The organism is Pseudomonas sp. M1, from assembly GCF_022760135.1.
Classification (GTDB): Bacteria; Pseudomonadota; Gammaproteobacteria; order Pseudomonadales; family Pseudomonadaceae; genus Pseudomonas; species Pseudomonas citronellolis.
On record NZ_CP094343.1, the window covers coordinates 216,905 to 240,236 of the forward strand.

Consider the following 23,332-nt stretch of genomic DNA (forward strand, 5'->3'; position numbering starts at 1 on the left):
CCTTCACGGAATTTCGGATAATCGCTACTTGCTGACGGGACGTGCCCGGACCAGGTTCTTCACACGGGCGACCTTCTGCAGGGCCTTGAAGGTCCGGGACGCCTTGATGGCCTCGTTCTCGCCCAGGACGCGCTGGTAGCGCTCGTTCAGTTCTGCAGCCTGCCGCTCCAGCTGCGCTTTCTGCTGCTCGACGCCGGCCTTCAGGGCCTCTGCCTGGGAGAGCTGGTGTTCCACGGCGCCGATCCGGTGGTTCGCTGCGCGCAGACGATCGACGATCCTTTCCTCGCCCAGCAACTCGATGTCGACATCTATGACTAGGCTGCGCTGTCCCTCTGGGACTGGCAGGGTCATTTGCGGGTCGTCGTTCACTGCGTAATACAGCCACTGGTCCGGCTGTGCGCCGGCGACCTGGTGGATCCCCCAGCTGTACGGCGCCTGGTCTTGCTCCGAAAGGCGCCAGAGGTCTTGGCCGTCCGGGGTCCGGATGTTGACTTCGTGGAGGATGAACCAGCCCGGTTCCGCGACGGGGTCGAAGCGCAACTGGCCGATGTCGTTGTCGGCGGCGTGCAGGTGCAGGCGGACCTGCTGGCGGCCGTCGCGTAGCGCGTGGCGCGCGCTACGGATTTCGTCGAAGCTTTCCGCGCTGGCACAGTAGTAGACGCAGGTCTGCCTCTTCGAGGGCGTGGTCAGCAGCTCGTCGGAACGCCAGATGTCCTGAATGGTTTCGGGCAGTCCCAGCACCGAGCGTACGAAGGCACTCTCCTGCGCCAGGTAGCGCTGGAAGTCTCCCTCACCCAGTGGGACTCCGGCAGCCTCCAGGAGGCGCTCCACCAACTGCTGACGGCTGATCTCCAGTATCCCGTCGGGCGGGGCGAGATTGTTCGCCTGACCGATCAGCAGCAACAGGCCGCGGCACAGAATGTGCCCCAGCTCGACGCCATCTTGGGCGACCCATTCGATATCGAACAGTTGCGGGACGCCTTCGTCGGTCAGCACGATGTTGTGCGGTAGCGCATCGATGAAGCGCCCCGGGAGTTGTGCCTTGCTGTGGTCCAGGTGGCTGGCCTCGCCGAGCTGCTCGAGCAGCGTTTCGAGGTGGCGAAGGTAGTCCCGGATCAGGCTGGCGATCTGTTCGATGGTCCAGTCCGGCGCGGCAAGGCGTTCGAAGAAGTCCTGGCTAAGCAGACGGCCGACGCGATAGTCGTCCTCGGCCGGTAGTTCGAAGCGGAAGGGGGCCTCGGCTATGACGTTCGCCTGCTCCGACAGCTTGCGGTAGCGAACCCGGGTCTTGCCGCTCTGCTCCCGTACGAAAGTCGCTTCCTTGCAGAAGGGGGCGTTCCGGTCGGTCGTGTAATGATAGGCGAGAACCTCGTCGTCGACGGCGCCTCGGGCTCCTGGCGAAGCGACCACGATAAACGAGTTGGCCAGATCGATTCCCAGGTCGTTGTCGAATACCGTGGGCCAGGTGCGCTGCAGGTTGAAATGGGTCGAGGCGGGAAGCTGGGGATCGGTCCTAAGGTTCTGCCAGGCCAACGCGGCTGCGTCGAAACCAGGCTCGCGGCTACCGCGTTCGGTGATGATTGAGCGCGGTACCTTGTAGTCGGGGAATGGCGCGAGGAACTCCAGGGTGGAGAATCCGGCCCGGCCGACCAGTTCGGCCAGAGCGTGGCGCCCGAAGGTCTGTGGCTGGCCGGGCCGATATCGACCTTCTATGCCGTACATGGCGACGCCCAGATGATCCTCCGGTGCGCCTGCGAAGTACTTCAGGCCGAGTTGGTTCTCGATGGCGATGAACAGGTGGCCATCGGGCTTCAGCAACTGTCGCACCTTGCTGAGCATGTTCAGGGCCGGCGTGTCGCCGGTGCTGAACATGCTGGCATATTCCAGGACGCCGATCAGAGTGATTGCGTCGAACTGCTCCCCGCAGTGGAAATCGTCGAAGCGCTCGGCCAGCACCGTGATGTTTTCCAGGTCGCGGGTGCGGCTCGCGGCGATAGCCGCTCTTCGGGGGCTGCCTTCCAGGGCGAGAATCTGCCCACCATTCTCTCCGAGGAAGCGGCTGATGGCCCCGCAGCCCGCGCCTATCTCGAGGACTCGTCCTTTGAGCTGGCGCTCGAACGGGCGCAGCACGTTGCCGCGCTGGGAACTCAAGTGATAGATGGTCAGCCAGTCCAGGCACTGATTACGCAGTTCGCTGGAGAAGGTCGAGAGGTCATTGGCACTGCCGACGATCCTGGCCAGGCGTTGCTCGGCGGCATCCCCGTCGCTGTAGTCGATCCCCGGGTAATCGGGGCGCGACCAGAGCCGCAGGGACTCGTTGAAGACGTAGCCTAGAGTTTCAAGTTGCAGCATCAACGGGTACCTGAGCGATTTCCATGTTCAGCGCCAGATCCACCAGGCCATAGATGGCGTTGGTCGGGGAGACCACGAGGTGGATCGAGTCATAGCGGCGGTCGTGGGGAATGACGTCCTCACCTTGACGAGAGGCGATGCCCAGGGACAGGAAGTAGTCGCCGCAGGTCAGACGGTTGTGGAACTGCAGCCTGGCGGTCACTACCGTGCCTTCCTCGCCCTGGGCCTGGAACTGTGTACATTCCTGGAGGTAGGAGTTGGTGCCGAAAATGGTTACCCCCTCGGTGGTCTTCACGTTAAAGCCGAGGATCGGGTTGACCACCAGGTGGTTGAAGCGAATGGCGATGTCCAGGGTGATACGTGCACCAGGGTCCACGCTGTGGGAGAACGGCTTGCCGTCGGCCCGGAGATCGAAATCGAGGATGGTGGCGGCACCGTCGCCCCAGCGGTACTCGTGGGGGTTGTAGTGCTGCCGTGTCGAGTATAGGTCCTGATCCAGGCTGACCTGGCTGGGCAAGGCGGCTTCGGTCGGAAGCTCGGCGGCGGCCTCGTCAGGAGCATCGGGCTGCACCGCTTCTGAGCGTTTGTCGCGACCGAAGAGCAGGTCCATGTAGCGGTTCATCACCTTGCGCGGCTCGCCAGCCATGTGAACCTGACTGGAATCCAGCAGAATGGCACGGTTGCAGTGGGTGACGATCTGTTCGCTGGAGTGGCTGACCAACAGGATGCTGGTGCCATTCTCTTTGAGTTGGCGTAGGCGTTCGAAGCATTTGACCTGGAAGCGCGCGTCGCCCACCGAGAGGGCTTCGTCGACGATGAGGATGTCCGGGTCTATCTGGGCCTGGACGGCGAACGCCAGACGAACCGACATGCCGCTGGAGTAGGTCTTGACCGGCTGGTCGATGAACTCACCAATGTCGGCGAAGGCGGCGATGCTGTCGAAACGCTCGTCCACCTCCTCACGGTTCAGGCCCAGCACCGAAGCGTTCAGGTAGACGTTCTCGCGTCCACTGAACTCCGGGTTGAAGCCCGACCCGAGCTCCAGGAGCGCGGCTACCCGGCCGAAGGTCTCGACGTTGCCGCTGGTCGGCATCAGGGTGCCGCAGATGATCTGCAGCAGTGTCGACTTGCCCGAGCCGTTGCGCCCGACTATGCCCACCGTTTCGCCACGCGCTACTTCGAAGCTGACGTCGCGCAGGGCCCAGAACTCGCGTCCGTAGGTTTTCGGCGGCTTGCCGAGCAACCTCTGCAGACGGGGAACCAGCGCCTGTTTCAGGCGATCCTGTGGCTTGCCGTAGATGCTGAAGCACTTGCTGATTCCGCTGACGCGGATGGCTACATCGTTAGAGGACATCCGCAAAACCCCTGCGCGTCATCTGGAACCAGGCGTAACCCAGCCAGGCACTCGCGATTGCGGCCATGGTGTAGAGAGCCAGGCCGTGCCAGTTGGGAAGGTGTCCCCAGATCAATACCTCCCGGCTCTGTTCGATGATGAATGTCAGGGGGTTGAGCATCATCATCGGCCGCAGGTGCTCGGGGAGGGCGGTGACCGGGAAGAACACCGGGGAAAGGAACAGCATCACCGTGGTGATAATGCCGATCGTCTGCCCCACGTCGCGCAAATATACGCCCAGGGAGGCCAGCAGCCAGGCCAGGCCCAGCGTGAGGATCGCCAGGGGCATCAGTACCACGGGCAGCAGCACGACCGTCCAGGTGATCTCGTGGGAGAGCAGGAGCTGCGCTGCCAACAGCACCAGCACGCTGATCAGGCAGTGGAAGAGCGCTGCGCCAAGGCTGATGACGGGTAGTATCTCCAGCGGGAACACCACCTTCTTCACGTAGTTCACGTTACCCAGAATCAGGCCAGGAGCGCGATTGAGCACTTCGGCGAACAAGCTATGGACTATGATCCCGGCGAACAGGATCACGGCGAACTGCGCTCTGGTCTCGTTTTCGCCTCCCCCCCAGCGAGCCTTGAACACGACCGAGAACACGAAGGTGTAGACGGTGAGCATGAACAGGGGGTTCAGGAACGACCACAGCAGCCCCATGACGGAGCCCTTGTAGCGTCCGATCACCTCGCGCTGGGTCATCTGAATGATCAGTTGCCAGTTGCCCCAGATGCTGCTGAGCATTGAGCGGGGCGACAGGGGGGCGGCGGCGTGGGGATTCATGGGTAGTATTCGGCCTTGTCGAACGGATTTCCAACCTGATCCTTGGCCGAGAGCTGCGGGCTGACGCCGCCGAGACGCTCGAGCATCCAGTCCACGCCCACCTCGGCATCGTTCCAGGCCAGGCAGCGCTCATGCTGCGGTGCGTAGTAGTCGGTGGTCTTGTAGAGGAAGTCCGCCGAGTCCGATAGCACCACGAAGCCATGGGCGAAACCTTCCGGTACCCACAGCTGGTGCTTGTTCTCTGCGCTCAGCAGGGCGCCTACCCATTTGCCGAATGTCGGCGAGGAGCGGCGCATGTCCACGGCGACGTCGAAGACTTCGCCGTTGACCACGCGCACCAGTTTCCCCTGGGGATTCTGGAGCTGGTAGTGCAGGCCGCGCAGCACGCCCTTCGAGGAGCGCGAATGGTTGTCCTGGACGAACTTCACCGGCCGGCCGATGGCTTCCTCGAATTGCTGGTGGTTGAAGCTTTCGAAGAAGAAGCCGCGGTCGTCGCCGAAGACCTTGGGTTCGATCAGGACCACTTCCGGGATTGTAAGACGGGTAGCTTTCATCAGTAGACGGTCTCGACCAGCAGGCGTTTCAGGTATTGGCCATAGCCATTCTTGGCCAGCGGGACGGCCAGGGTTTCGAGCTGCTCGGCGCTGATCCACTTCTGGCGGAAGGCGATCTCTTCCGGGCAGGCGACCTTCAGGCCCTGGCGGTTTTCCAGGGTGGCGATGAAGTGGCTGGCTTCCAGCAGCGAGTCGTGGGTGCCGGTGTCCAGCCAGGCGTAGCCGCGGCCCATGATCTCCACGGAAAGCTTGCCGGCTTCCAGGTAGGCCTTGTTGACGTCGGTGATCTCCAGTTCGCCACGGGCGGAGGGCTTGATGTTCTTGGCGATGTCGATCACCTGGTTGTCGTAGAAGTACAGGCCGGTCACCGCGTAGCTGGACTTCGGCTTGGCCGGCTTCTCTTCGAGGCTGATGGCCTTGCCGTCGGCATTGAACTCAACCACGCCGTAACGTTCCGGATCATGCACGTGGTAGGCGAACACGCTGGCGCCGGAGGTGCGCTGCATGGCGCTGACCAGCAGTTCCTGGAAGTCGTGGCCGTGGTAGATGTTGTCGCCCAGCACCAGGGCGCAGAGGTCGTTGCCGATGAACTCCTCGCCGATCAGGAACGCCTGGGCCAGGCCGTCCGGGGAGGGTTGCACGGCGTACTGCAGGTTCAGGCCCCACTGGCTGCCGTCGCCGAGCAGTTGCTCGAAGCGCGGGGTGTCCTGCGGGGTGGAGATGATCAGGATGTCGCGGATGCCCGCCAGCATCAGGGTGCTGAGCGGGTAGTAGATCATCGGCTTGTCGTAGACCGGCAGCAACTGCTTGGAGATGGCCAGGGTCGCCGGATGCAGGCGGGTGCCGGAACCCCCGGCGAGGATGATGCCTTTGCGTTTCATATTGCTCCCTGGTCTACCAGTTCCCGGATCATGCGTTGGACATGGTACTCCCAGGTGGGCAGTACCAGGCCGAAGGTGCGTTGCAGCTTGTCGTTGGCCAGGCGCGAGTTGGCCGGGCGTTTCGCCGGCAGCGGATATTCGCTGGTGGCGATGGGGGCGATGCGTTCTGGCGTGGCGCGCAGGCCGGCGCCCAGGTGGATGGCTTCGCCGATGACGAACTGGGCATAGCGGTGCCAACTGGTCTCGCCGCTGGCGACCAGATGATAGGTACCGCTGACGCGTTCGCGCAGGCCGGCATCATGGGCCAGGCGCAGCAGCGCCAGGGCGGTGACATCGGCGATCAGTTCGGCGCTGGTCGGTGCGCCCACCTGGTCGGCGATGACGCGCAGTTCGTCGCGCTCCTTGGCCAGGCGCAGCATGGTCTTGGCGAAGTTCGCCCCGCGCGCGGCATAGACCCAGCTGGTGCGGAAGATCAGGTGGCGGCAGCCGCTCTCGCGGATGGCGAGCTCGCCTTCCAGCTTGGTCTGGCCATAGACGCCCAGGGGGCCGGTGGCGGCGTCTTCCTCGAAGGGCGTGTCGCCGCTGCCGTCGAAGACGTAGTCGGTGGAGTAGTGCACCAGCCAGGCATCGATTTCCCGCGCAGCCTGGGCCAGAGTCGCGACTGCCTCGGCATTGATCCGGCGGGCGGCGTCGATGTCGCTTTCGGCCTTGTCGACCGCGGTGTAGGCGCCGGCGTTGACGATCACGTCGGGACGTTCTTCGGCGACCAGCCGGGCCAGCCCCGCAAGGTCGCTCAGGTCGGCCCGTTGCCGGTCACAGACCACCAGTTGCGCCAGGGGGGCGAGGGCGCGCTGGAGTTCCCAGCCGACCTGGCCGTTGGCGCCGAGTAGAAGAATCTTGTTCATGCGTACTGCTTACCTACCCATTCGCGGTATGCGCCGCTGGTGACGTTGTTCACCCAGGCCTGGTTGTCCAGGTACCAGCGCACGGTCTTGCGGATGCCGGTCTCGAAGGTTTCCGCCGGTTTCCAGCCCAGCTCGCGTTCGAGGCGGGTGGCGTCGATGGCGTAGCGGCGATCATGACCGGGGCGATCTTTGACGAAGGTGATCTGCTCGCGGTAGCTCCGCCCGTCGGTCCGCGGCTGCTCCTGGTCGAGGATGTCGCACAGGGTATGGACCACGTCGATATTGGCTTTCTCGTTCCAGCCGCCGACGTTGTAGGTCTCGCCCAGTTGTCCGGCTTCCAGCACGCGGCGGATGGCGGCGCAGTGGTCCTTTACGTACAGCCAGTCGCGGACCTGCTGGCCGTCGCCGTAGATCGGCAGCGGCTTGCCGGCGAGGGCGTTGTGGATGACCAGCGGGATCAGCTTCTCGGGGAAGTGATAGGGGCCGTAGTTGTTCGAGCAGTTGGTGGTCAGCACCGGCAGCCCGTAGGTGTGGTGGTAGGCGCGGACCAGGTGGTCGGACGCGGCCTTGGAGGCCGAGTAGGGGCTGTTCGGTTCGTACTTGTTGCTTTCGCGGAAGGCCGGATCGTTCGGGCCCAGCGAGCCGTAGACCTCGTCGGTGGAGACGTGGAGGAAGCGGAAGGCGGCTTTGGGCTCGTCGCCAAGGCCGTTCCAGTAGGCGCGCACCGCTTCCAGCAGGCGGAAGGTGCCGACGATATTGGTCTGGATGAAGTCTTCCGGGCCGTGGATGGAGCGGTCGACGTGGGATTCAGCGGCGAAGTTCAGTATGGCGCGGGGTTGGTGCTCGGCCAGCAGGCGGGAGACCAGTTCGCCATCGCCTATGTCACCGTGCACGAATACGTGCCGCTCGTCACCGTCCAGGCTGGCCAGGTTCTGGCGGTTGCCGGCGTAGGTCAGCTTGTCGAGGCTGATGACCTTTTCGTCATTGCCTGCCAGCCAGTCGAGAACGAAGTTGGCGCCGATGAAGCCGGCGCTGCCGGTCACGAGGATGGTCATTGTATTAAATCCTATGGAGGATGGCGGCGGCGGTCAGGCCCAGGGTACCCAGTGGAGACTGCCTGTGGACGCCAGATTTTCGGATCAGTTGCAGGCGCTTGGGAAGTGCCGATGCTCGGGCCTGCTCGAATAGCTGCAGGGTCAACTGGTGATCCGGGGTCAGGTGGGGGCGGAAAACCGTCAAGGCGTGCAGGTTGGCATCCATCCATTCACGAAAGGTGCCCTTGAACATCTTGCATACCCGCACGACACGCTCCTGAAGGCTTGCGTTGGAGCCGACAAGGTTTCGGCCATGCTGACGATAATCGACCGTCGGCCGCGGATCGTAGGACACGTGGCCACCACAACCGGTCACCAGCAGGTAGGTCCACCAGTCGTGGGAAATGATGTGTTCGCCCTTCGGCGTCTGTCGCAACAACTCCCGGGTCGATGCATTGAACAGCATGGTGTTGCCGCCCGCGATGCTTTGCACCAGGGCGTTTTCGAAAGTCGGTGGGCGCAGGAACAGGGGCGACAGCCCAATGGGCTTGCCACCGCTGTCGATGAGCTGCGTCCTGGAGCAGAAAAGCGCCGGGCGATCGGCGGGAAGGCCGCGCATCCAGTCCAGCCCCATCGCGAGTCGCTCGGGGATCCAGAGGTCATCCTGGTCGCAGAAAGCGAAATAAGGGGCCTGGATTTCTTCCCGGGCCAGCAGGCTCAGGAAGTTCGCCGCGAACCCCTGGCGGGGGCCCTGCACAATGACGAGGCGGTCATCGCCAAGCTGCGCACGGTACTTCGCCAGGATGTCCAATGTCGCATCGCTGGAGCCATCGTCGGAGGCATAGATCGTCCAGTCCTTGTGGGTCTGGGCGATCAGGGAGTCGAGTTGTTCGGCGAGAAAGCGTTCGCCGTTGTACGTCGACAGCAGGATGGCCACCCGCTCGGACGCGGAAGGCGAACTCTGCCCCTTTGGGGGTGATGCAGAGGGCGAAGAAGTCAACACAGTGCCTCCGGCGAATCCATCCGGTTCTTGCGAATCCGCCATCCATGGGGTGCCGGCAGGTGCGGGACAGCTGCCGATCTGGGCGATCTGGTGGAAAAGGCGGCAATTATATGCATCGGACCTGGGGAGTAAACCCGTAAACACACTCTGGCTATTCTAGGCTGCTGGACGGCGGATGGACCTGAGAAGGACGCGAAACTCAGCGGCATCTATAAGGCGTAATTAGATTCCACTCAAGGCAAAAAGTTTCTTCGCCGGTACAACCTCGGAGATAGAGCTTTTCCTTGCGGCAAGAACGACTTGGGCCCACCCGAAGGTGAGCCCAAGTCGTCTTGAGAAAGATGGTGCCGGCACCAGGAGTCGAACCCGGGACCTACTGATTACAAGTCAGTTGCTCTACCAGCTGAGCTATACCGGCAAGGAGGGACGCCATTATAGCCACGCGCCGGGCGGTGTAAACCTCTGATTTTTCAGCCGGTGCCCGTTCGCTCAGTGGCCGCTGGCGGCCGCTCCCGGCTTGGCGCCGAAGGGGGGCTTGGCCAGCCAGATGATGGCCAGCAGGGTCAGGAACAGCCAGCCGAGCAGGGTGAAGTATTCCACCGTGGAGAGCATGTAGGCCTGGCCTTCGACGATGCGGTCGAGCATGGCCGCGCCGTGCTGGTTGGCGCCGCCGAGCAGGTCCAGGGCGTCGCGGGTGGCTGGGTCGTAGGTGCTCAGGCTTTCCGTCAGGTGGGCGTGGTGCAGCGTGGCGCGGCGATCCCAGATCCAGGTGGTGAGGGAGGCCGCGAAGCTGCCGCCCAGGGTGCGCAGGAAGGTGGCCAGGCCCGAGCCGTCGGCGATCTGGTCCGGCGGCAGGTCGGAGAGCAGGATGCTGAGGATGGGCATGAAGAAGAAGGCCACGCCCAGGCCCATGAGCGTCTGCACCAGGGCGATGTGGTAGTAGTCGACCTCGGTGTTGAAGGCGGCGCGCATGAAGCTGGTGACGGACATCACCAGGAAGGCCAGGCCGGCGAGGATGCGCAGGTCGAAGTTGTTGGCGTAGCGGCCGACCAGCGGCGAGAGGAACACCGGCAGGATGCCGATCGGCGCCGCGGCCAGGCCCGCCCAGGTGGCGGTGTAGCCCATCTGCGTCTGCAGCCACTGCGGCAGCAGCAGGTTCATGCCGAAGAAGCCGGCGTAGCCGCCCACCAGCGCCAGGGTGCCGAAGGTGAAGTTGCGGTGCACGAACAGGCGCAGGTTGACGATCGGGTGCTTGTCGGTCAGCTCCCAGATGACGAAGGCCGCCAGGGCGATGGCCGACACCACGGTGCCGCCGACGATGAAGTTCGATTCGAACCAGTCCAGGTCGTTGCCCTTGTCGAGCACGATCTGCAGCGCGCCCACGCCGAGGACCAGCAGGATCAGCCCCATGTAGTCCATGGGCGCGTGCTTGATCACCACCGGGCGTTTCTTCAGTTGCTGGTAGACCACGAAGGCGGCGAACAGGCCGATCGGCACGTTGATGAAGAAGATCCACGGCCAGCTGTAGCTGTCGGTGATCCAGCCGCCGAGGATGGGCCCGGCGATGGGCGCCACCACCGTGACCATCGCCAGCAGCGCCAGGGCCATGCCGCGCTTGGCCGGCGGGTAGATGGAGATCAGCAGCGTCTGGGTGATCGGGTACAGCGGCCCGGCGACGAAGCCCTGCAGGGCGCGGAAGCCCACCAGCGTACCCATCTGCTGGGCCACGCCGCAGAGGAAGGAGGCGATCACGAAGAGGAGGGTGGCGGCGATGAACAGCCGCACCTCGCCGACCTTGCGGCTCAGCCAGCCGGTCAGCGGCAGGGCGATGGCGTTGCTCACCGCGAAGGAGGTGATCACCCAGGTGCCCTGCTCGGCGCTCACCCCCAGGTTGCCGGAGATGGTCGGCAGGGCGACGTTGGCGATGGTGGTGTCCAGCACCTGCATGAAGGTCGCCAGGGACAGGCCGATGGTGGCCATCACCAGGCTGGGCGGGCTGAAGGCGCCGTTGCTGCTGTTCTCGCTCATGATGCTTCCGGGCTCAGCGCGCGGCGGTGCTGCGGCCGCGGCCGTCGGCCATGTTGGCGTGGATCAGCTGCTCGATGAGCTGGTCCGCCGAGGCCAGCTGCTGCTGGTAGACGTCGGTGGAGAACAGCGCTTCCTTCGGCGGTTGCTGCGATAGCGCCGGGCCGCTCTGGTCGTGCAGGTCGACGTTGACGTCCATCGACAGACCGATGCGCAGCGGATGCTCGTCCAGTTGCCTGGCGTCGACGCGGATGCGCACCGGCACGCGCTGGACGATCTTGATCCAGTTGCCGGTGGCGTTCTGCGCCGGCAGCAGGGAGAAGGCGCTGCCGGTGCCGACGCCCAGGCTTTCCACGCTGCCCTGGTACTTGACCGAGCTGCCGTAGAGGTCGGAACGGATCTCCACCGGCTGGCCGATGCGCATGTGCTGCAGCTGGGTTTCCTTGAAGTTGGCGTCGATCCACACCTGCTCCAGCGGGATCACCGCCATCAGCGCGGTGCCCGGTTGCACGCGCTGGCCGACCTGCACGGTGCGCTTGGCCACGTAGCCGGTCACCGGCGCGACTATCACCGCGCGGGCGTCGTCCAGGTAGGCCTGGCGCAGCTTGGCGGCGGCCGCCTTGACGTCGGGGTGGGAGGCGACGACGGTGTCGTCCACCAGCGCGCGGTTGGTGTCCAGCTGCTGTTCGGCGCTGGTCAGCGAGCTGCGCGCGGTGTCCAGCGCGTCACGGGCGTGGGCCAGCTCCTCGCGGGAGATGGCGCCGTCGTCGGCCAGGTGTTGGCGGCGCTTGAAGTCGGCCTCGGCCTTGGCCAGGGCGACTTTCTTCGCGGCGACGTCGGCCTTGTAGCCGTCGACGTTGCTGAACAGCCCGCGCACCTGGCGCACGGTGCGCGCCAGGTTGGCTTCGGCCTGCTGCAGGGCCACGTCGGCGTCGCTGGGGTCGAACTTCACCAGCACCTGGCCCTTGTGCACCAGGTTGCCGTCGTCGGCGCCGATGCTGACCACGGTGCCGGTGATCTGCGGGGTGATCTGCACCACGTTGCCGTTGACGTAGGCATCGTCGGTGTCTTCGTGCCAGCGCCCGTAGAGGAACTCCCAGAGCGCCGCGGCGATGCCGGCGAGGATGACGACGACCAGCAGGATCAGCAGCCAGCGCTTGCGCTGGGGGTTGCCGCCGGTGGTTTCTTGGGTATCGGTGGTCATGGCGGTTGCCTCTTAGTGCACGGCAGCTGCGCCCGCCTGGGCGAGCGGGGCGGAAGACGGGGGAACGGAGTCGGCCTGGAAGCCGCCGCCCAGGGCTTGCACCAGCTGGACGGAGAGGTCGATGCGCTGGGCTTCCAGGTTGGCCAGCTGGCGCTCGGCGAGCAGCAGCTGTTGCTGCACGCTGAGGGCGTCGAGGTAGTTGCCGACGCCTTCGCCATAGCGGCGCATGGCCAGTTCGAAGTTGGACCTGGCGATGTCGCGGGCCTCGCGCTGGTCGACCAGTTGCTGCTCCAGCGAGCGCAGCTGGCTGAGGTCGTCGCTGACCTCGCCCAGGGCGCCGACCAGGGTCTTGTTGTACTGCGCCACGGCCAGATCGTAGTCCGCGTCCTTACCGGCCAGGTTGGCGCGCAGGCGGCCGCCGTCGAACAGCGGCAGGGAGATGGCCGGGGCGACCTGGAAGAAGCGGCTCGGCGCCTCCAGCAGGTCGCTGGTGTGCATGCTGGCCAGGCCGACCATCGCGCCCAGGTTGAGGTTCGGGTAGAACTGCGTCTTCGCCGCCTGGATGTCCTTGCTCGCGGCCTCGACGCGCCAGCGTGCGGCGACTATGTCCGGGCGGCGGCCGAGCAGTTCCGCCGGCAGGTTCGGCGGCAGGCTCAGCGCGTCGGCCTTGAGCGCTTGCGGGCGCTGCAGGTCGAGGCCGCGGTCCGGCCCCTGGCCGAGCAGCACGGCCAGGGCGATGCGGTCGCTGGCGATCTGCTGTTCGGCGGCGGCCAGCTGCTGGCGGGCGCTGGCCACCTGGGTTTGCGTCTGCTGCAACTGCACCTTGCTGTCCAGGCCAGCGTCCATGCGCTTGCGGCTGAGCTCGAACAGGCGCTGCGAGCGTTCCAGCTCGTCGCGAGACAGGTCGCGCACGGCGAAGGCGTGGCCCAGCTCGCTATAGGCGCGGGCGACGTTGGCCGAGAGGGTGATGGCCGCGGCCTGGCGGTCCACCTCGGCGGCGTTGGCCTGGCCGAGGGCGGCTTCCCAGGCGGCGCGCTGGCCGCCCCAGAGGTCGAAATCGTAGTTGAAGCCCAGGGACAGGTACTTCACCGCCGAATAATGCCCGCCCGTTGGCGCGGGGAGCACGCTGGTGGGCGCGCGGATGCCCGCATAGCTGGCCTTGCCATTGAACGTGGGCATGCGCTCGGCATCGGCGGCGTTGGCCGCGGCGGCGGCCTGGCGCGCGCGGGCGTCGGCAATCTGCAGGTCCGGTGCGCCTTTCAGGGCCTCGTCGATCAGGCTGTCGAGCTGGGCGTCGCCCAGGCTGCTCCACCAGTTCCGGCGTGGCCAGGCGGCACTGGACAGCGGTGTGCCGTCGAGGCTGCGGCCAGCCTGCAGCGAGGCGCTGTCGAGCGCCTTGCCGTTGGGCGCCAGGCCCGAGGAGCTGACGCAGCCGGCCAGCGCCACGGCGCTGGCCAGCAGGGTGGCGGCGGGTAAGCGGAATGCACGCATGGCCTACTTCTCCTGGGTCGCGCCGGGCGCGACGCCATGGCTGGCGAGGATCTTGTCCAGCAGCCGGGTGAGGGTCAGCAGTTCCTCGGGGTTGAGGCAGCCGACCAGTTCGTTCATCGCCCGCACGGCGATCTGCGGCGCCTGGGCGTTCACCGCCTCGCCGGCGGGGCTGAGCTGCAGGCGCACGCTGCGCCGGTCGTTGGGGCAGGGCTGGCGCAGCAGCAGGTCCTTCTTCGCCAGGCGATCGAGCATACGCGTCATCGAACCGCTGTCGATGGACAGCTCGCGGCACAGCTCGCCCGGGGTGTTGGCGCGGTTCTGGCCGATGAAGAACAGCACCTTGAATTGCGCGGCGGTGATGTCCAGGTGGATCAGGTGCTTGTCCAGCAGGCGGTCCTTGAGGATGGCCGCCAGCCCCAGCAACTGGCCGATCGAGCCCCTGAACGGGAAGTCCGTGACGCGGTAGTGATCCATGGCAAGGCTAATAACTGTCTAGGCAGGAAATCTGTTTCGAAATAATACTGCCTAGGCAGCTAATGACAAATAGCGGATTGTTGCAAATGGGCAACAATCCGTTCCTGAAAGCATTATGCGAGCGTTCCGCGAAACAGGATGTGCCCGCTCGGTGTGCGACGCGGCCCCGGCAGCAGTGCTTATGCACAATGCCGGGGCATGGCTTGGCGGCTAGTGCTAAAAAAGCCTCAGCGTTTTTCAGTTTTTCCCTAAGAGTATGTTTTTAAAAGAAATTATCTGGTCTGTTCAAAATTCGAACAGAGCCGCGCCGACAGGCCAGCAGCGGGCCGCGTGAGCGATTTTCCCGGTGTTCTCAACAGAGTTATCCACAGGTTCTGTGGGCTTCTCTCTGGAACGCTCGTACTAGACGTGCTCGGCGAGAATGAGCAGGTTTCGCGGCGTGACCTGGCTGGCGCAGAAGCGCCCCAGGCGTACCCGGTAGCCCTGTTCGACGAGGAACAGCGCGCGGTCGAGCAGCAGCCAGAGTTCCAGCGGGCGGCGGAACAGGCCGCGCACCAGTTCGAGATTGCGCACCTCGGCCAGGCGCCGCCAGCCTTGGGCCTCCAGCGCGCTCCAGTTGCGCTCGGCGGGGCGGGGCAGGCCCTTGAGCGCGGCCAGGTCGCGGCAGTAGTCGGCGAAGGGTTTGTGCAGCCAGTCGGCGGGCACCGAGGGCACCGGTAGGTAGCTGTCCTCGCCGCGCAGTTCGCGCTGCAGCAGGTCGAAGGCCAGGCGCCGGGCCATGGAGTTGTCGCGCTGGCGCCGTATCCGGGCGCCGGCGGTGACCGTCTCGGCGAGCGGTAGGCGCAGGTCGTCCTGATCCAGCTTCAGGCGGGAAGCACCCGCGGCTGTGGATAACGGCTGGTAGTGCTCGCCGGTTATGCGGTTGTAGCAGCAGGGCGCCACCGCCAGTTGCCGGCAGCGCTTACTTGCTGCCAGGCGCAGCAACTGGACGTGCAGGTCGCCGCAGGCGTGCAGCGCCACGGCGGTCTGGCCGGGCTGCAGGTAGCGGGCGGCGCCCTCGGCGAGCACGTCCTGCTCGACGTGCATGGCGCGCAGCCCCAGGCGGTCGCTCAGGCGCTGGCCGTCGTCGACCAGCGCGAGGTCGCGCTCCAGGCTCAGCAGCGGCTGCCCGCCATGGGCCAGCAGGCGTCCGAGGTGGCCCTTGCCGGCGCACCAGTCCAGCCACTGCACGGAGGGCGTGGCGAAGTCCATGCGGCTGGCGAAGGCTTCGATCTGCTGCCATTTGCGCCCAGGCACGTCGACCTGGAACTGCGCCGGCAGCCTGGGCAGCGGGTGGGACGGCAGGTCCTCGACTTCGCTCAGTTGCGCGGCGCGGTTCGCCAGCTCCGGGAAGGGCGCCGGGGCGGGCAGGCGTTCGGGCTGGTTGTGCGCGGCGTCGGCCTGTTCCAGGTCGCGCCCGCGCAGCCAGGTGGCCAGTTCCCGGTGTTCGGCTTCCCAGGACAGTTCCAGCAGGGTGAAGGGCTTGGGCCGCCACAGCCCCTGGTGGGCGAGCAGGAAGGCGTCCAGGGCCTGGAAGCGCTGGAGCAGGACGTCGTCGGTGAGGCGGTTGGCCACGGCGGTGCGCTGGGGATGAGTGGCGGGGCGGCGATTATAGCGGCCCCGCCACGTCCGGGAAGCGCCAGTCAGCGCCCCTGCATGGAGTCCACCCGCAGCCAGCGCTCGGCGAGGCGGAACAGGCGGGTGAGGACCAGGGTGATGACCAGGTAGAACACCCCGGCGAGGCAGAAGAACAGCATGGCCTCGTAGGTGCGGGCGATGATGGTGCGGGTCATGCCCATGATGTCGAACAGGGTCACGGTGTAGACCACGGCGCTGGCCTTGAGCATGAGGATCACCTCGTTGCTGTAGGCCGGCAGGGCGATGCGCGCGGCGCGCGGCAGGATGATATGCAGCAGTGCCTGGCGGCGCGACATGCCCAGGGCCCGCGCGGCTTCCACTTCACCCACCGGGATGGCATGGATGGCGCCGCGGAGGATCTCGGCGATGTAGGCCGCGGTGTGCAGTGTCATGGTCAGCAGCGCGCACCAGTATGGGTCGCGCAGGTACGGCCAGAGCGGGCCCTGGCGCACCGAGTCGAACTGCGCCAGGCCGTAGTAGACGATGAACAGCTGCAGCAGCAGCGGGGTGCCGCGGAAGAAGAAGATGTAGGTGTAGGGCAGCGCGCGCACGTACCAGTGCCGCGAGGCGCGGGCGATGCCCAGCGGCACGGCCAGGGCCAGGCCGGCGACCACGGCGAAGGCCAGCAGCTCAAGGGTCAGCCCGGCGCCCTGGAGCATCTTCGGCAGCCACTTGAGGATCAGCTCCATGTCGGTCATAGCTCGTTCCTCACGAAACCTCGGCCGGCGCGGCGCTCCAGGAAGTGCAGGGCAGCCATGACGAACACGGTCAGGCCCAGGTAGATCAGCGCGGCGGTCATGTAGAAGGTGAAGGGCTCCTTGGTCGCGTTGGAGGCGACCTGGGCCTTGCGCATGATCTCGTCGAGGGTGATCAGCGAGACCAGGGCGGTGTCCTTGAGCAGGATCAGGTACAGGTTGCCCAGGCCCGGCAGGGCCACGCGCCACACCTGCGGCAGGACGATGCGCCAGAAGATCCGCGGGGCGGACAGGCCCAGCGCCTGGCCGGCCTCGCGGTGGCCCTTGGGCACGGCCAGCAGGGCGCCGCGGAAGACTTCGGTAGCGTAGGCGCCGAAGCACAGGCCTAGGGCGCAGGTGCCGGCGGCGAAGGGGCTCAGGGCCAGGTCGGGCTTGCCGAACAGGTCGCCCAGGGCGTTCAGCCCGGCCACGGTGCCGAAGTAGATCATCAGCACCCAGAGGGTTTCCGGCACGCCGCGCACCAGGGTGGTGTAGGCGCCGCCGAGCATGCGCAGCAAGGCATTCTTCGAGGTCTTGGCGATGGCGCCGAGCAGCCCGAGGAGCAGGCCGAGGCAGACCGCGGCCAGGGACAGCTTGAGCGTCATCAGGGTGCCGGCCGCCAGCTGCGGGCCGAAACCGTGCAGGTCGAAAATCATGGGGATCGCGCCTGAAGGGGCGCGCCCTGGGTCACAGGGCGCGCCGGGCTGGCATCAGTAGATGCTGAAGGGGAAGTACTTGTCGTTGATCTTCTTGTAGGTGCCGTCGTCGACGATTTCCTTCAGGGCGGCGTTCAGCTTGTCACGCAGCGGGTCGCCCTTGCGCACGGCGATACCGATCTTGTCGTTGTCGAACACCGGCTCGCCCTTGAACTCGAAGTCCTTGCCGGCGTCGCTCTTGAGCCAGTCGTACTGCACGAACTTGTCGGCCAGCACGCCGTCCAGGCGGCCCGAGGACAGGTCCAGGTAGGCGTTTTCCTGGGTGTCGTAGAGCTTGATGGTGACGGTGTCGGACATGTTGTCCTCAAGCCAGGTGCCGGCGATGGTCGCGCGCTGGGCGCCGATCACCTTGCCCTTCAGGTAGCCCTTGTCGGTCTTGAAGTCCACCGACTTGGGCGCCACGAACTGCAGCTTGTTGGTGTAGTAGGGGTTGGTGAAGTCCACCGCCTGCTTGCGCTCGTCGGTGATCGACATGGAGGCGACGATGAAGTCGAACTTCTTGGCGTTCAGCGCCGGGATGATGCCATCCCAGTCGGAGGTGACCACCTCGCACTCGACCTTCATCTTGGCGCACAGGGCCTTGCCGACGTCGAGGTCGAAGCCGACCACCTGGCCGCTGGCGTCGATGCCGTTGAAGGGCGGGTAGGCGCCTTCGGTGCCGATGCGCAGCTTCTCGGCGGCGACCGCGTGGGCGCCGAAGGCCAGGGTGGCGGCAGCGGCCAGAAGGATCTTCTTATAGTTCTTCATGCAAAGTTGCTCCGTTAGCGGTGGCTGGACATGAACTGCTTGCAGCGCGCGGACTGCGGGTTCCCGAAGACCTGCTCGGGGGAACCCTGTTCCTCGACCAGGCCCTGGTGGAGGAACACCACCTCGCTGGAAACCTGGCGGGCGAAATTCATTTCGTGGGTGACCAGCAGCATGGTGCGGCCTTCCTCGGCCAGCGCGCGGATCACGTTGAGCACTTCCTGGACCATCTCCGGGTCCAGTGCGGAAGTGGGCTCGTCGAACAGTATGACCTTGGGCTGCATGGCCAGGGTGCGGGCAATGGCCGCACGCTGCTGCTGGCCGCCGGAGAGCTGCGCGGGGAAGCTGTGGCGCTTGTCGGCGATGCCGACCTTGGCCAGCAGGGCCTCGGCGATCTCGATGGCTTCGGCGCGGCTCTTGCCCAGCACGCGGCGCGGCGCCTCGATGATGTTGTCGAGGATGCTCATGTGCGGCCAGAGGTTGAAGTTCTGGAAGACGAAGCCCAGCTCGCTGCGCAGGCGGTTGATCTGGCGATTGTCGGCGGCGACCAGCGCCCCGTCCTTGGCCTTCTTCAGCTTCAGCTCTTCGCCGGCGACGATGATCTGGCCCTGGTGGGGGTTTTCCAGCAGGTTGATGCAGCGCAGGAAGGTCGACTTGCCGGAGCCCGAGGAGCCGAGAATGGAGATCACGTCGCCTTCGCGGGCGGTCAGGGAAATGCCCTTGAGCACTTCCAGGTCGCCGTAACGCTTGTGCAGGTTACGGATTTCCAGTACGGGTATGGCCTCGGCCATTGGGGGCTCCTCTATTGTTGTTCGGATGCTTCGCGGCGCGCCGCGGCAGGGGGTAGGGCCTTCCTGGCGAACGCAACCTATCACGCGACCCGGGGGGCGCCAAGCGTCCGGGGGCCGCGCCGGGCCTGGATGGTGGCATCTTGTCGCATTGCCGCAGTGCCTTGTCGCCTGGGCTGAACACCGGGGGCCCGGAAGCCTGGCGAGGGGGCCGGCGAAACGCGGGGCGCGATAGTGCCAGCTTCGCCGGCGGGGGAAAAGACCGCAGGCCCCGACATTGGTCGGGGCCCGGGTTCACTGGGTGATCTGCGGCTCGGCGGCGTTGCTGTCGCGGCTCTCTTCGTCGAGCTGGTCGAGCTGGCCGGCCATCAGCGCCGGGCGGCCACCGATGCGCGGGCCGGGCAGCACGCTGCCGCCGGCCAGGCGGGTGGGATGCTCGCTGGCGTCGATGGCCGATTTGCGCGGCTGCGTCTGCACGTGGAAATCGGTGATCTCGATGATGCCCTTGCCTTCGGCCAGCAGGTGGAAGGAGAAGGCCTTGCGCGCGCGCTCGTTGTCGAAGCCGAAGGTCACCTGCAGCGGCTTGTCGCGGGTCAGCAGCGGGAACTCGGGGATCGCCAGGTCCACCGGGCGCTCGAACTCGCGGGTCTTCAGCTGCACCCTGGCGCCGGCCTTGTCCATCTGCAGCGCGCGGATCTTCAGGCTCACGGTGGTGTGGCTGTCGGCCGGGAACTCCAGGTACTGGGCGCCGATCAGGTTGTCGGTGTACTCGTTGGTGACCTGCGGCTTGATGCGGATCTTCTCCTGGGTGGCGAACTGGTATTCGCGGCCCATCGGGTTGCCGATCACCGAATGATCCAGGATGCCCGCGCGGGCGGCGACCAGGCGCGCATCGCGGCCGCTGAAGCGGCCGACGAACTGGGCGCTGTCGGCGATGAAGCCATCGCTCTTGTAGCGCCGGCAGACCTGCTGGAAGTCGCATTCGGTGAAGGTCTGCTTGCCGTCGTGGAAGCGCAGCATACCGTTGGTGAAGGAGACCATCTCGCGGCCCTTGTCGTACTCGCGGAACAGCGAGCGGCCGGAAACGTCCTTCGGCGGGGTGAAGCCGAAGTAGTCGAGGATCGAGGCGTCCATGTCGACGTGGCCGTAGACACCGCTCTTCACCGGCGGCAGCGCCGCCTGCTCGGGGGCCAGCACCAGGTTCAGGCCCCAGGACGAGGCCAGGCGCACGTTGTCGATGCCGTGGGATTCGTCGGAGGTGACGATCACCAGGGTGTCCTTGAGCACGCCCTGTTTCTCCAGACCGGCGAGGAAGGCGTCGACGGCGTCATCCAGGTAGCCCACCGCGGCCTGGCGCGGGGTGGGGTATTTGGCCAGATATTCCGGGGTGGCCGAGTAGGGCTGGTGGGTGCCGACGGTGAGCAGGGTGAGCATCCACGGCTTCTTGTTCTTGCGCAGCTCGCCGACGTAGTCCAGCGCGCCCTCGAAGAAAGCCTTGTCATCCATGCCCCAGGCGAACTCCAGGTAGGGCTTCTTCTTGAACCAGTCGCGGCCGAGGGTCTTGTCGAAGCCCATGGCCGGCATCACCTTGTCCTTGGCCATGAAACGCAGGCCGGCGCCTTGCAGGAAGTGGGTGCTGAAGCCGTGCTGGCGCAGCTGCGCCGGCAGGCACTCGGCGGCGCGGCCGGGGTTGGACAGCAGCTCGACGCCCTTGGGTGTGCCGTTGTCCAGCTTGCTGTAGTCGCCGCAGAGCAGGGCATAGAGGCCGCGGATGGTCTGGTGGCTGTGCACCACGTAGTCCGGGGTGGTCATCGAGCGTTCGGCCCAGGCGCTGAGCCTGGGCATCATGGATTCTTCGTAGCTGCTGCTCAGCGCCGCGCGGTTGGTCGCCACGTAGGCGCCGGGAATGCCTTCCATGGTGATGATCAGCACGTTCTTCGCCGTGCCCGGGCCGGACAGCAGCGGGGTGCCGGAGAGGTCGAGCTGGGTCAGCCCGGTGACGTCGGGCGGGGTGTCGCCCTGGTCGCCGGCCAGCCAGTCCTCGGCGGCGAGCTGGCCCTGGCTGGCGACGCCGGCCAGCAGGCGGTGCGGCAGGTTGAACTGCTTCCACACGTCGACGTCGTTGGGGATCACGTACTGCAGGCCGAAGTGGGCGCCCAGCAGGGCCACCGGCACGGCATAGGCGAAGCGCGACAGGCGCTGTTCGCGGCGCCGCCACAGCACTGCGCAGAGCACGATGGCGCCGAGCAGCGCGCCGGCCAGCCACGGGTGGGCGATGCCGCCGCCCTGGGTGGAGTTGCCGACGAAGGTCGGGTCGGCCATGAAGTGCAGGTCGCTGGGATCGGGCATGCGGCCCACGGCGCTGACCAGCTCGGCGTTGCCGATCGTCATCAGCGCCCACAGCAGCATGATCGGCAGGGCTACGAACAGGCGCAGGCGGTGCAGCAGCAGGACCAGCAGGCTGCCGATGGCCAGATCCGAAAGGTAGCCATAGAGGTTGCCCCAGCCAAAGGCATGGCGGCTGGCCAGCGGGATCGCCAGGAACAGGATGGCAAGCGTCGCGAGGTTGCCGCGTTGTTGCCACCAGCGTTTTAGAGGATGCACGAGCACTCCCTTTTCAGGCATCGAGGGCCTGAAAGTATCCCATCCATCGGGCGGAAATCATCCGGAATGTCATCATTCTGAAAAAACGTTGTGCTACGCGCCAGTAGACAACGGAAATCAGCGGAGTTTCGCCGGGCGGGCGACCAGTGGCGGAAGCGCAGCCGTGATCGGCTGAGGGCAGGAATGCAAAAGGCCCCTGGTTTTGGTGAACGCAGGGGCCTTTCGGAGTCTTGGTGCCCAGGGACGGAATCGAACCGCCGACACGGCAGGACTCTGTAAAACCAAGTGGGAGACGGCCTCCAGAGAGAGCTAAGGGGGCGGTAGAACGAACTTGGCCTCTAGTCTATGGAGTAAATCGAACGTATTCATGTAGGGGACCTGAAAGTATTCACAGACGTTGGGAATGATGAATTTCCGCTTCACTTCAAGATTCAGAGCCTCGTGGGTAACTACTGTGGCCCCTGTGGACAGAGCTTTGGCAATGAGCCAAGGGTCTGCGCCGGACAGAAATTCTTCCAGCGCCCCTACTTTCATTCTTGGCGCCTGTTGTGCGACATGCGTGGCGACCTCAATGTATGCTGCCTGCGTCTGCTCATCGCTGATGCCGTAGAAGAAATCTGGATTATCAGCGGCCCATTGCGCCAATTCATCATTGCCTTTGGCAATTTCATCCATCACGGATGAAATGCTGGCTAACTCCAGTGCACGGTTCTGCATGAGCAGCCATTGCCAGAAAGCTGGGCAAAAGGCCATGCCGTAATATCGGTTTTTAGCTTCGATCAGGGTGTTCGCGTCGAGTAGATGCTTCATTCCGTGAGCTTATTGGCAAGTTTCCTTAACTTAGCCGGCTGCACGCCCAGGATGGTCCCTGCGTCGCGCAATAGCAGTCGGCCGCTGAGTGCCTCATTCAGTACGGCCCTGCTCAGGCGTACACTGTTTTTTGCAGTGGCGTTCCTGTAATAGTCTCCCGCCCCACCTTGCTTATCCTGAAAATCCTTGAGAACGCGCCGATAGTAGGCACTGTATTGAGCTTGAGTGATGTATCCAAGATCAAGTGCTCGACGGCCCACAGCCAATTTGCTCAGGTGGAAGCGGTTAGATAATGGAGCGAGATTCTCTTCCCAGTTGATTTGGGTATTCCATTCGGCACGGAACAGGACTTCAGGGGCAAGGAATTCGCCAGCTACGGCGTTGCAGAAACGCTCCTCCTCTCGACCTGCCGCAGTATTTCCATCGGAAATTCCACTGCTACCGATCCATATGTGAGCGAGTTCGTGCATTAATGTGAAGAGGCGTGCGGTTGGTGCGTCAGCGCTGTTGATGAAGACGACGGGCGCAAATGCGTTGCTGATAGCAAAACCACGAAATTCATCAACTTCTAATTTGCGGTGAGTGTTTCCAAGAGCAATACCACTGCGCATGACCAGAACGCCGATACCTTCCGCTGCCTGGATTAGAGCGCGGCTATATTTTTCGTAGTCAAGGTGGGCAGCATCGGGATTGACTCCCAATGTTGTGCGCATATCCGATACGACGGCTTTCACCGAGGACTGAGGCGTGAATCGGCCAACAAAAGGTAGCGCTGTGCGCTCTTGGTCTTGAAGGTATTCAAGATACCAGTCTTGTTTTCGTAGCACATCTTTCACGGTGTCTAGCAGATTAAGGCTCGGGCGCTCAGGTGCTATTCCCCGCACAGTTCTCAGGTCTGGCAGCGGAAGCTCTTCTGCTGGAGGGTGTGGCAAAAAGAGAAAGCCGAAGGGGATATGGGCAACGTTTGCCCATTTTTGAGCTTGCAAAAATGTAGGCTTGGCCTCGCCTGCTTCCCATCTTTTGACGCTTTCAGGTTTGACAGGCAGCTTCTTGGCGACCTGTTCAGTCGACAGGCCGGCACGTTGGCGAGACCATGTAAGAATGGATGGATTTACCAAGGCTGCTTGAGTCATGGCAGTTCGAGCGTGTAAGGGCGGAGCAT

Annotated in this window: 20 protein-coding genes and 1 tRNA gene; all 21 read right to left on the reverse strand. The window is 64.8% G+C overall.

All coding sequences use genetic code 11. The annotated features are described in order from the left end of the window. Positions 1-24 precede the first annotated feature (24 nt). Entirely contained in the window at positions 25-2,352 is a 2,328-nt protein-coding gene (locus tag PM1_RS01000; RefSeq protein ID WP_009613876.1) for a methyltransferase, read from the reverse strand. Then, positions 2,339-3,706 (reverse strand): ABC transporter ATP-binding protein, encoded by a 1,368-nt coding sequence (locus PM1_RS01005; protein WP_009613875.1) that lies wholly within the window; start codon positions 3,704-3,706, stop codon positions 2,339-2,341. Before PM1_RS01005 ends, PM1_RS01000 begins: the two co-directional genes overlap by 14 nt. Further along, positions 3,696-4,526: an ABC transporter permease gene (locus PM1_RS01010; RefSeq protein ID WP_009613874.1), complete on the reverse strand. Its 831-nt coding sequence runs from the start codon at positions 4,524-4,526 to the stop codon at positions 3,696-3,698. Before PM1_RS01010 ends, PM1_RS01005 begins: the two co-directional genes overlap by 11 nt. Further along, positions 4,523-5,080: a dTDP-4-dehydrorhamnose 3,5-epimerase gene (gene rfbC / locus PM1_RS01015; RefSeq protein WP_009613873.1), complete on the reverse strand. Its 558-nt coding sequence runs from the start codon at positions 5,078-5,080 to the stop codon at positions 4,523-4,525. The genes PM1_RS01010 and rfbC overlap by 4 nt, the downstream gene beginning before the upstream one ends. Continuing rightward, entirely contained in the window at positions 5,080-5,961 is an 882-nt protein-coding gene (gene rfbA / locus PM1_RS01020; RefSeq protein ID WP_009613872.1) for a glucose-1-phosphate thymidylyltransferase RfbA, read from the reverse strand. The genes rfbC and rfbA overlap by 1 nt, the downstream gene beginning before the upstream one ends. Further along, the gene (gene rfbD, locus PM1_RS01025; protein ID WP_009613871.1) at positions 5,958-6,866 is read right to left on the reverse strand and encodes a dTDP-4-dehydrorhamnose reductase; all 909 of its coding nucleotides are present in this window, start codon (positions 6,864-6,866) and stop codon (positions 5,958-5,960) included. Before rfbD ends, rfbA begins: the two co-directional genes overlap by 4 nt. Beyond that, entirely contained in the window at positions 6,863-7,921 is a 1,059-nt protein-coding gene (gene rfbB / locus PM1_RS01030; RefSeq protein ID WP_009613869.1) for a dTDP-glucose 4,6-dehydratase, read from the reverse strand. The genes rfbD and rfbB overlap by 4 nt, the downstream gene beginning before the upstream one ends. A 4-nt stretch (positions 7,922-7,925) precedes the next feature. Further along, a complete protein-coding gene (locus PM1_RS01035; RefSeq protein WP_236695224.1) occupies positions 7,926-8,837 on the reverse strand; it encodes a glycosyltransferase family 2 protein in 912 nt (303 codons plus the stop codon). A gap of 408 nt (positions 8,838-9,245) precedes the next feature. After that, positions 9,246-9,321: transfer RNA gene (locus PM1_RS01040), tRNA-Thr, on the reverse strand. A gap of 71 nt (positions 9,322-9,392) precedes the next feature. After that, positions 9,393-10,931, reverse strand: a complete 1,539-nt coding sequence (locus PM1_RS01045; protein ID WP_009613865.1) for a DHA2 family efflux MFS transporter permease subunit — start codon at positions 10,929-10,931, stop codon at positions 9,393-9,395. 13 nt (positions 10,932-10,944) lie between these two features. Further along, entirely contained in the window at positions 10,945-12,132 is a 1,188-nt protein-coding gene (locus PM1_RS01050) for an HlyD family secretion protein (protein ID WP_009613863.1), read from the reverse strand. A 12-nt stretch (positions 12,133-12,144) separates the two neighbouring features. Next, positions 12,145-13,623 carry an efflux transporter outer membrane subunit gene (locus tag PM1_RS01055; RefSeq protein WP_009613861.1) on the reverse strand — a complete coding sequence of 493 codons (1,479 nt, stop codon included), beginning with the start codon at positions 13,621-13,623 and terminating at the stop codon, positions 12,145-12,147. A 3-nt stretch (positions 13,624-13,626) separates the two neighbouring features. Further along, entirely contained in the window at positions 13,627-14,097 is a 471-nt protein-coding gene (locus PM1_RS01060) for a MarR family winged helix-turn-helix transcriptional regulator (protein WP_009613856.1), read from the reverse strand. A gap of 402 nt (positions 14,098-14,499) precedes the next feature. Further along, a complete protein-coding gene (locus PM1_RS01065) occupies positions 14,500-15,711 on the reverse strand; it encodes a methyltransferase (protein WP_009613855.1) in 1,212 nt (403 codons plus the stop codon). A 68-nt stretch (positions 15,712-15,779) separates the two neighbouring features. Beyond that, complete coding sequence (locus PM1_RS01070) at positions 15,780-16,472, reverse strand: ABC transporter permease (protein ID WP_009613854.1); 693 nt, start codon at positions 16,470-16,472, stop codon at positions 15,780-15,782. Then, positions 16,469-17,164, reverse strand: coding sequence for an ABC transporter permease (locus PM1_RS01075; protein ID WP_009613853.1), 696 nt, complete (start codon positions 17,162-17,164; stop codon positions 16,469-16,471). Before PM1_RS01075 ends, PM1_RS01070 begins: the two co-directional genes overlap by 4 nt. Before the next feature lie 54 nt (positions 17,165-17,218). Next, the gene (locus tag PM1_RS01080; protein ID WP_009613852.1) at positions 17,219-17,971 is read right to left on the reverse strand and encodes an ABC transporter substrate-binding protein; all 753 of its coding nucleotides are present in this window, start codon (positions 17,969-17,971) and stop codon (positions 17,219-17,221) included. Positions 17,972-17,985: 14 nt separating this feature from the next. Beyond that, on the reverse strand, positions 17,986-18,759 hold the full coding sequence (locus PM1_RS01085) for an ABC transporter ATP-binding protein (protein ID WP_009613851.1): 774 nt from the start codon (positions 18,757-18,759) through the stop codon (positions 17,986-17,988). A 291-nt stretch (positions 18,760-19,050) separates the two neighbouring features. Then, positions 19,051-21,360, reverse strand: coding sequence for an LTA synthase family protein (locus tag PM1_RS01090; RefSeq protein ID WP_024128072.1), 2,310 nt, complete (start codon positions 21,358-21,360; stop codon positions 19,051-19,053). A gap of 309 nt (positions 21,361-21,669) precedes the next feature. Continuing rightward, complete coding sequence (locus tag PM1_RS01095; RefSeq protein ID WP_009613844.1) at positions 21,670-22,170, reverse strand: DUF4411 family protein; 501 nt, start codon at positions 22,168-22,170, stop codon at positions 21,670-21,672. Further along, on the reverse strand, positions 22,167-23,303 hold the full coding sequence (locus tag PM1_RS01100) for an ImmA/IrrE family metallo-endopeptidase (RefSeq protein ID WP_009613842.1): 1,137 nt from the start codon (positions 23,301-23,303) through the stop codon (positions 22,167-22,169). Before PM1_RS01100 ends, PM1_RS01095 begins: the two co-directional genes overlap by 4 nt. Positions 23,304-23,332: the final 29 nt, after the last annotated feature.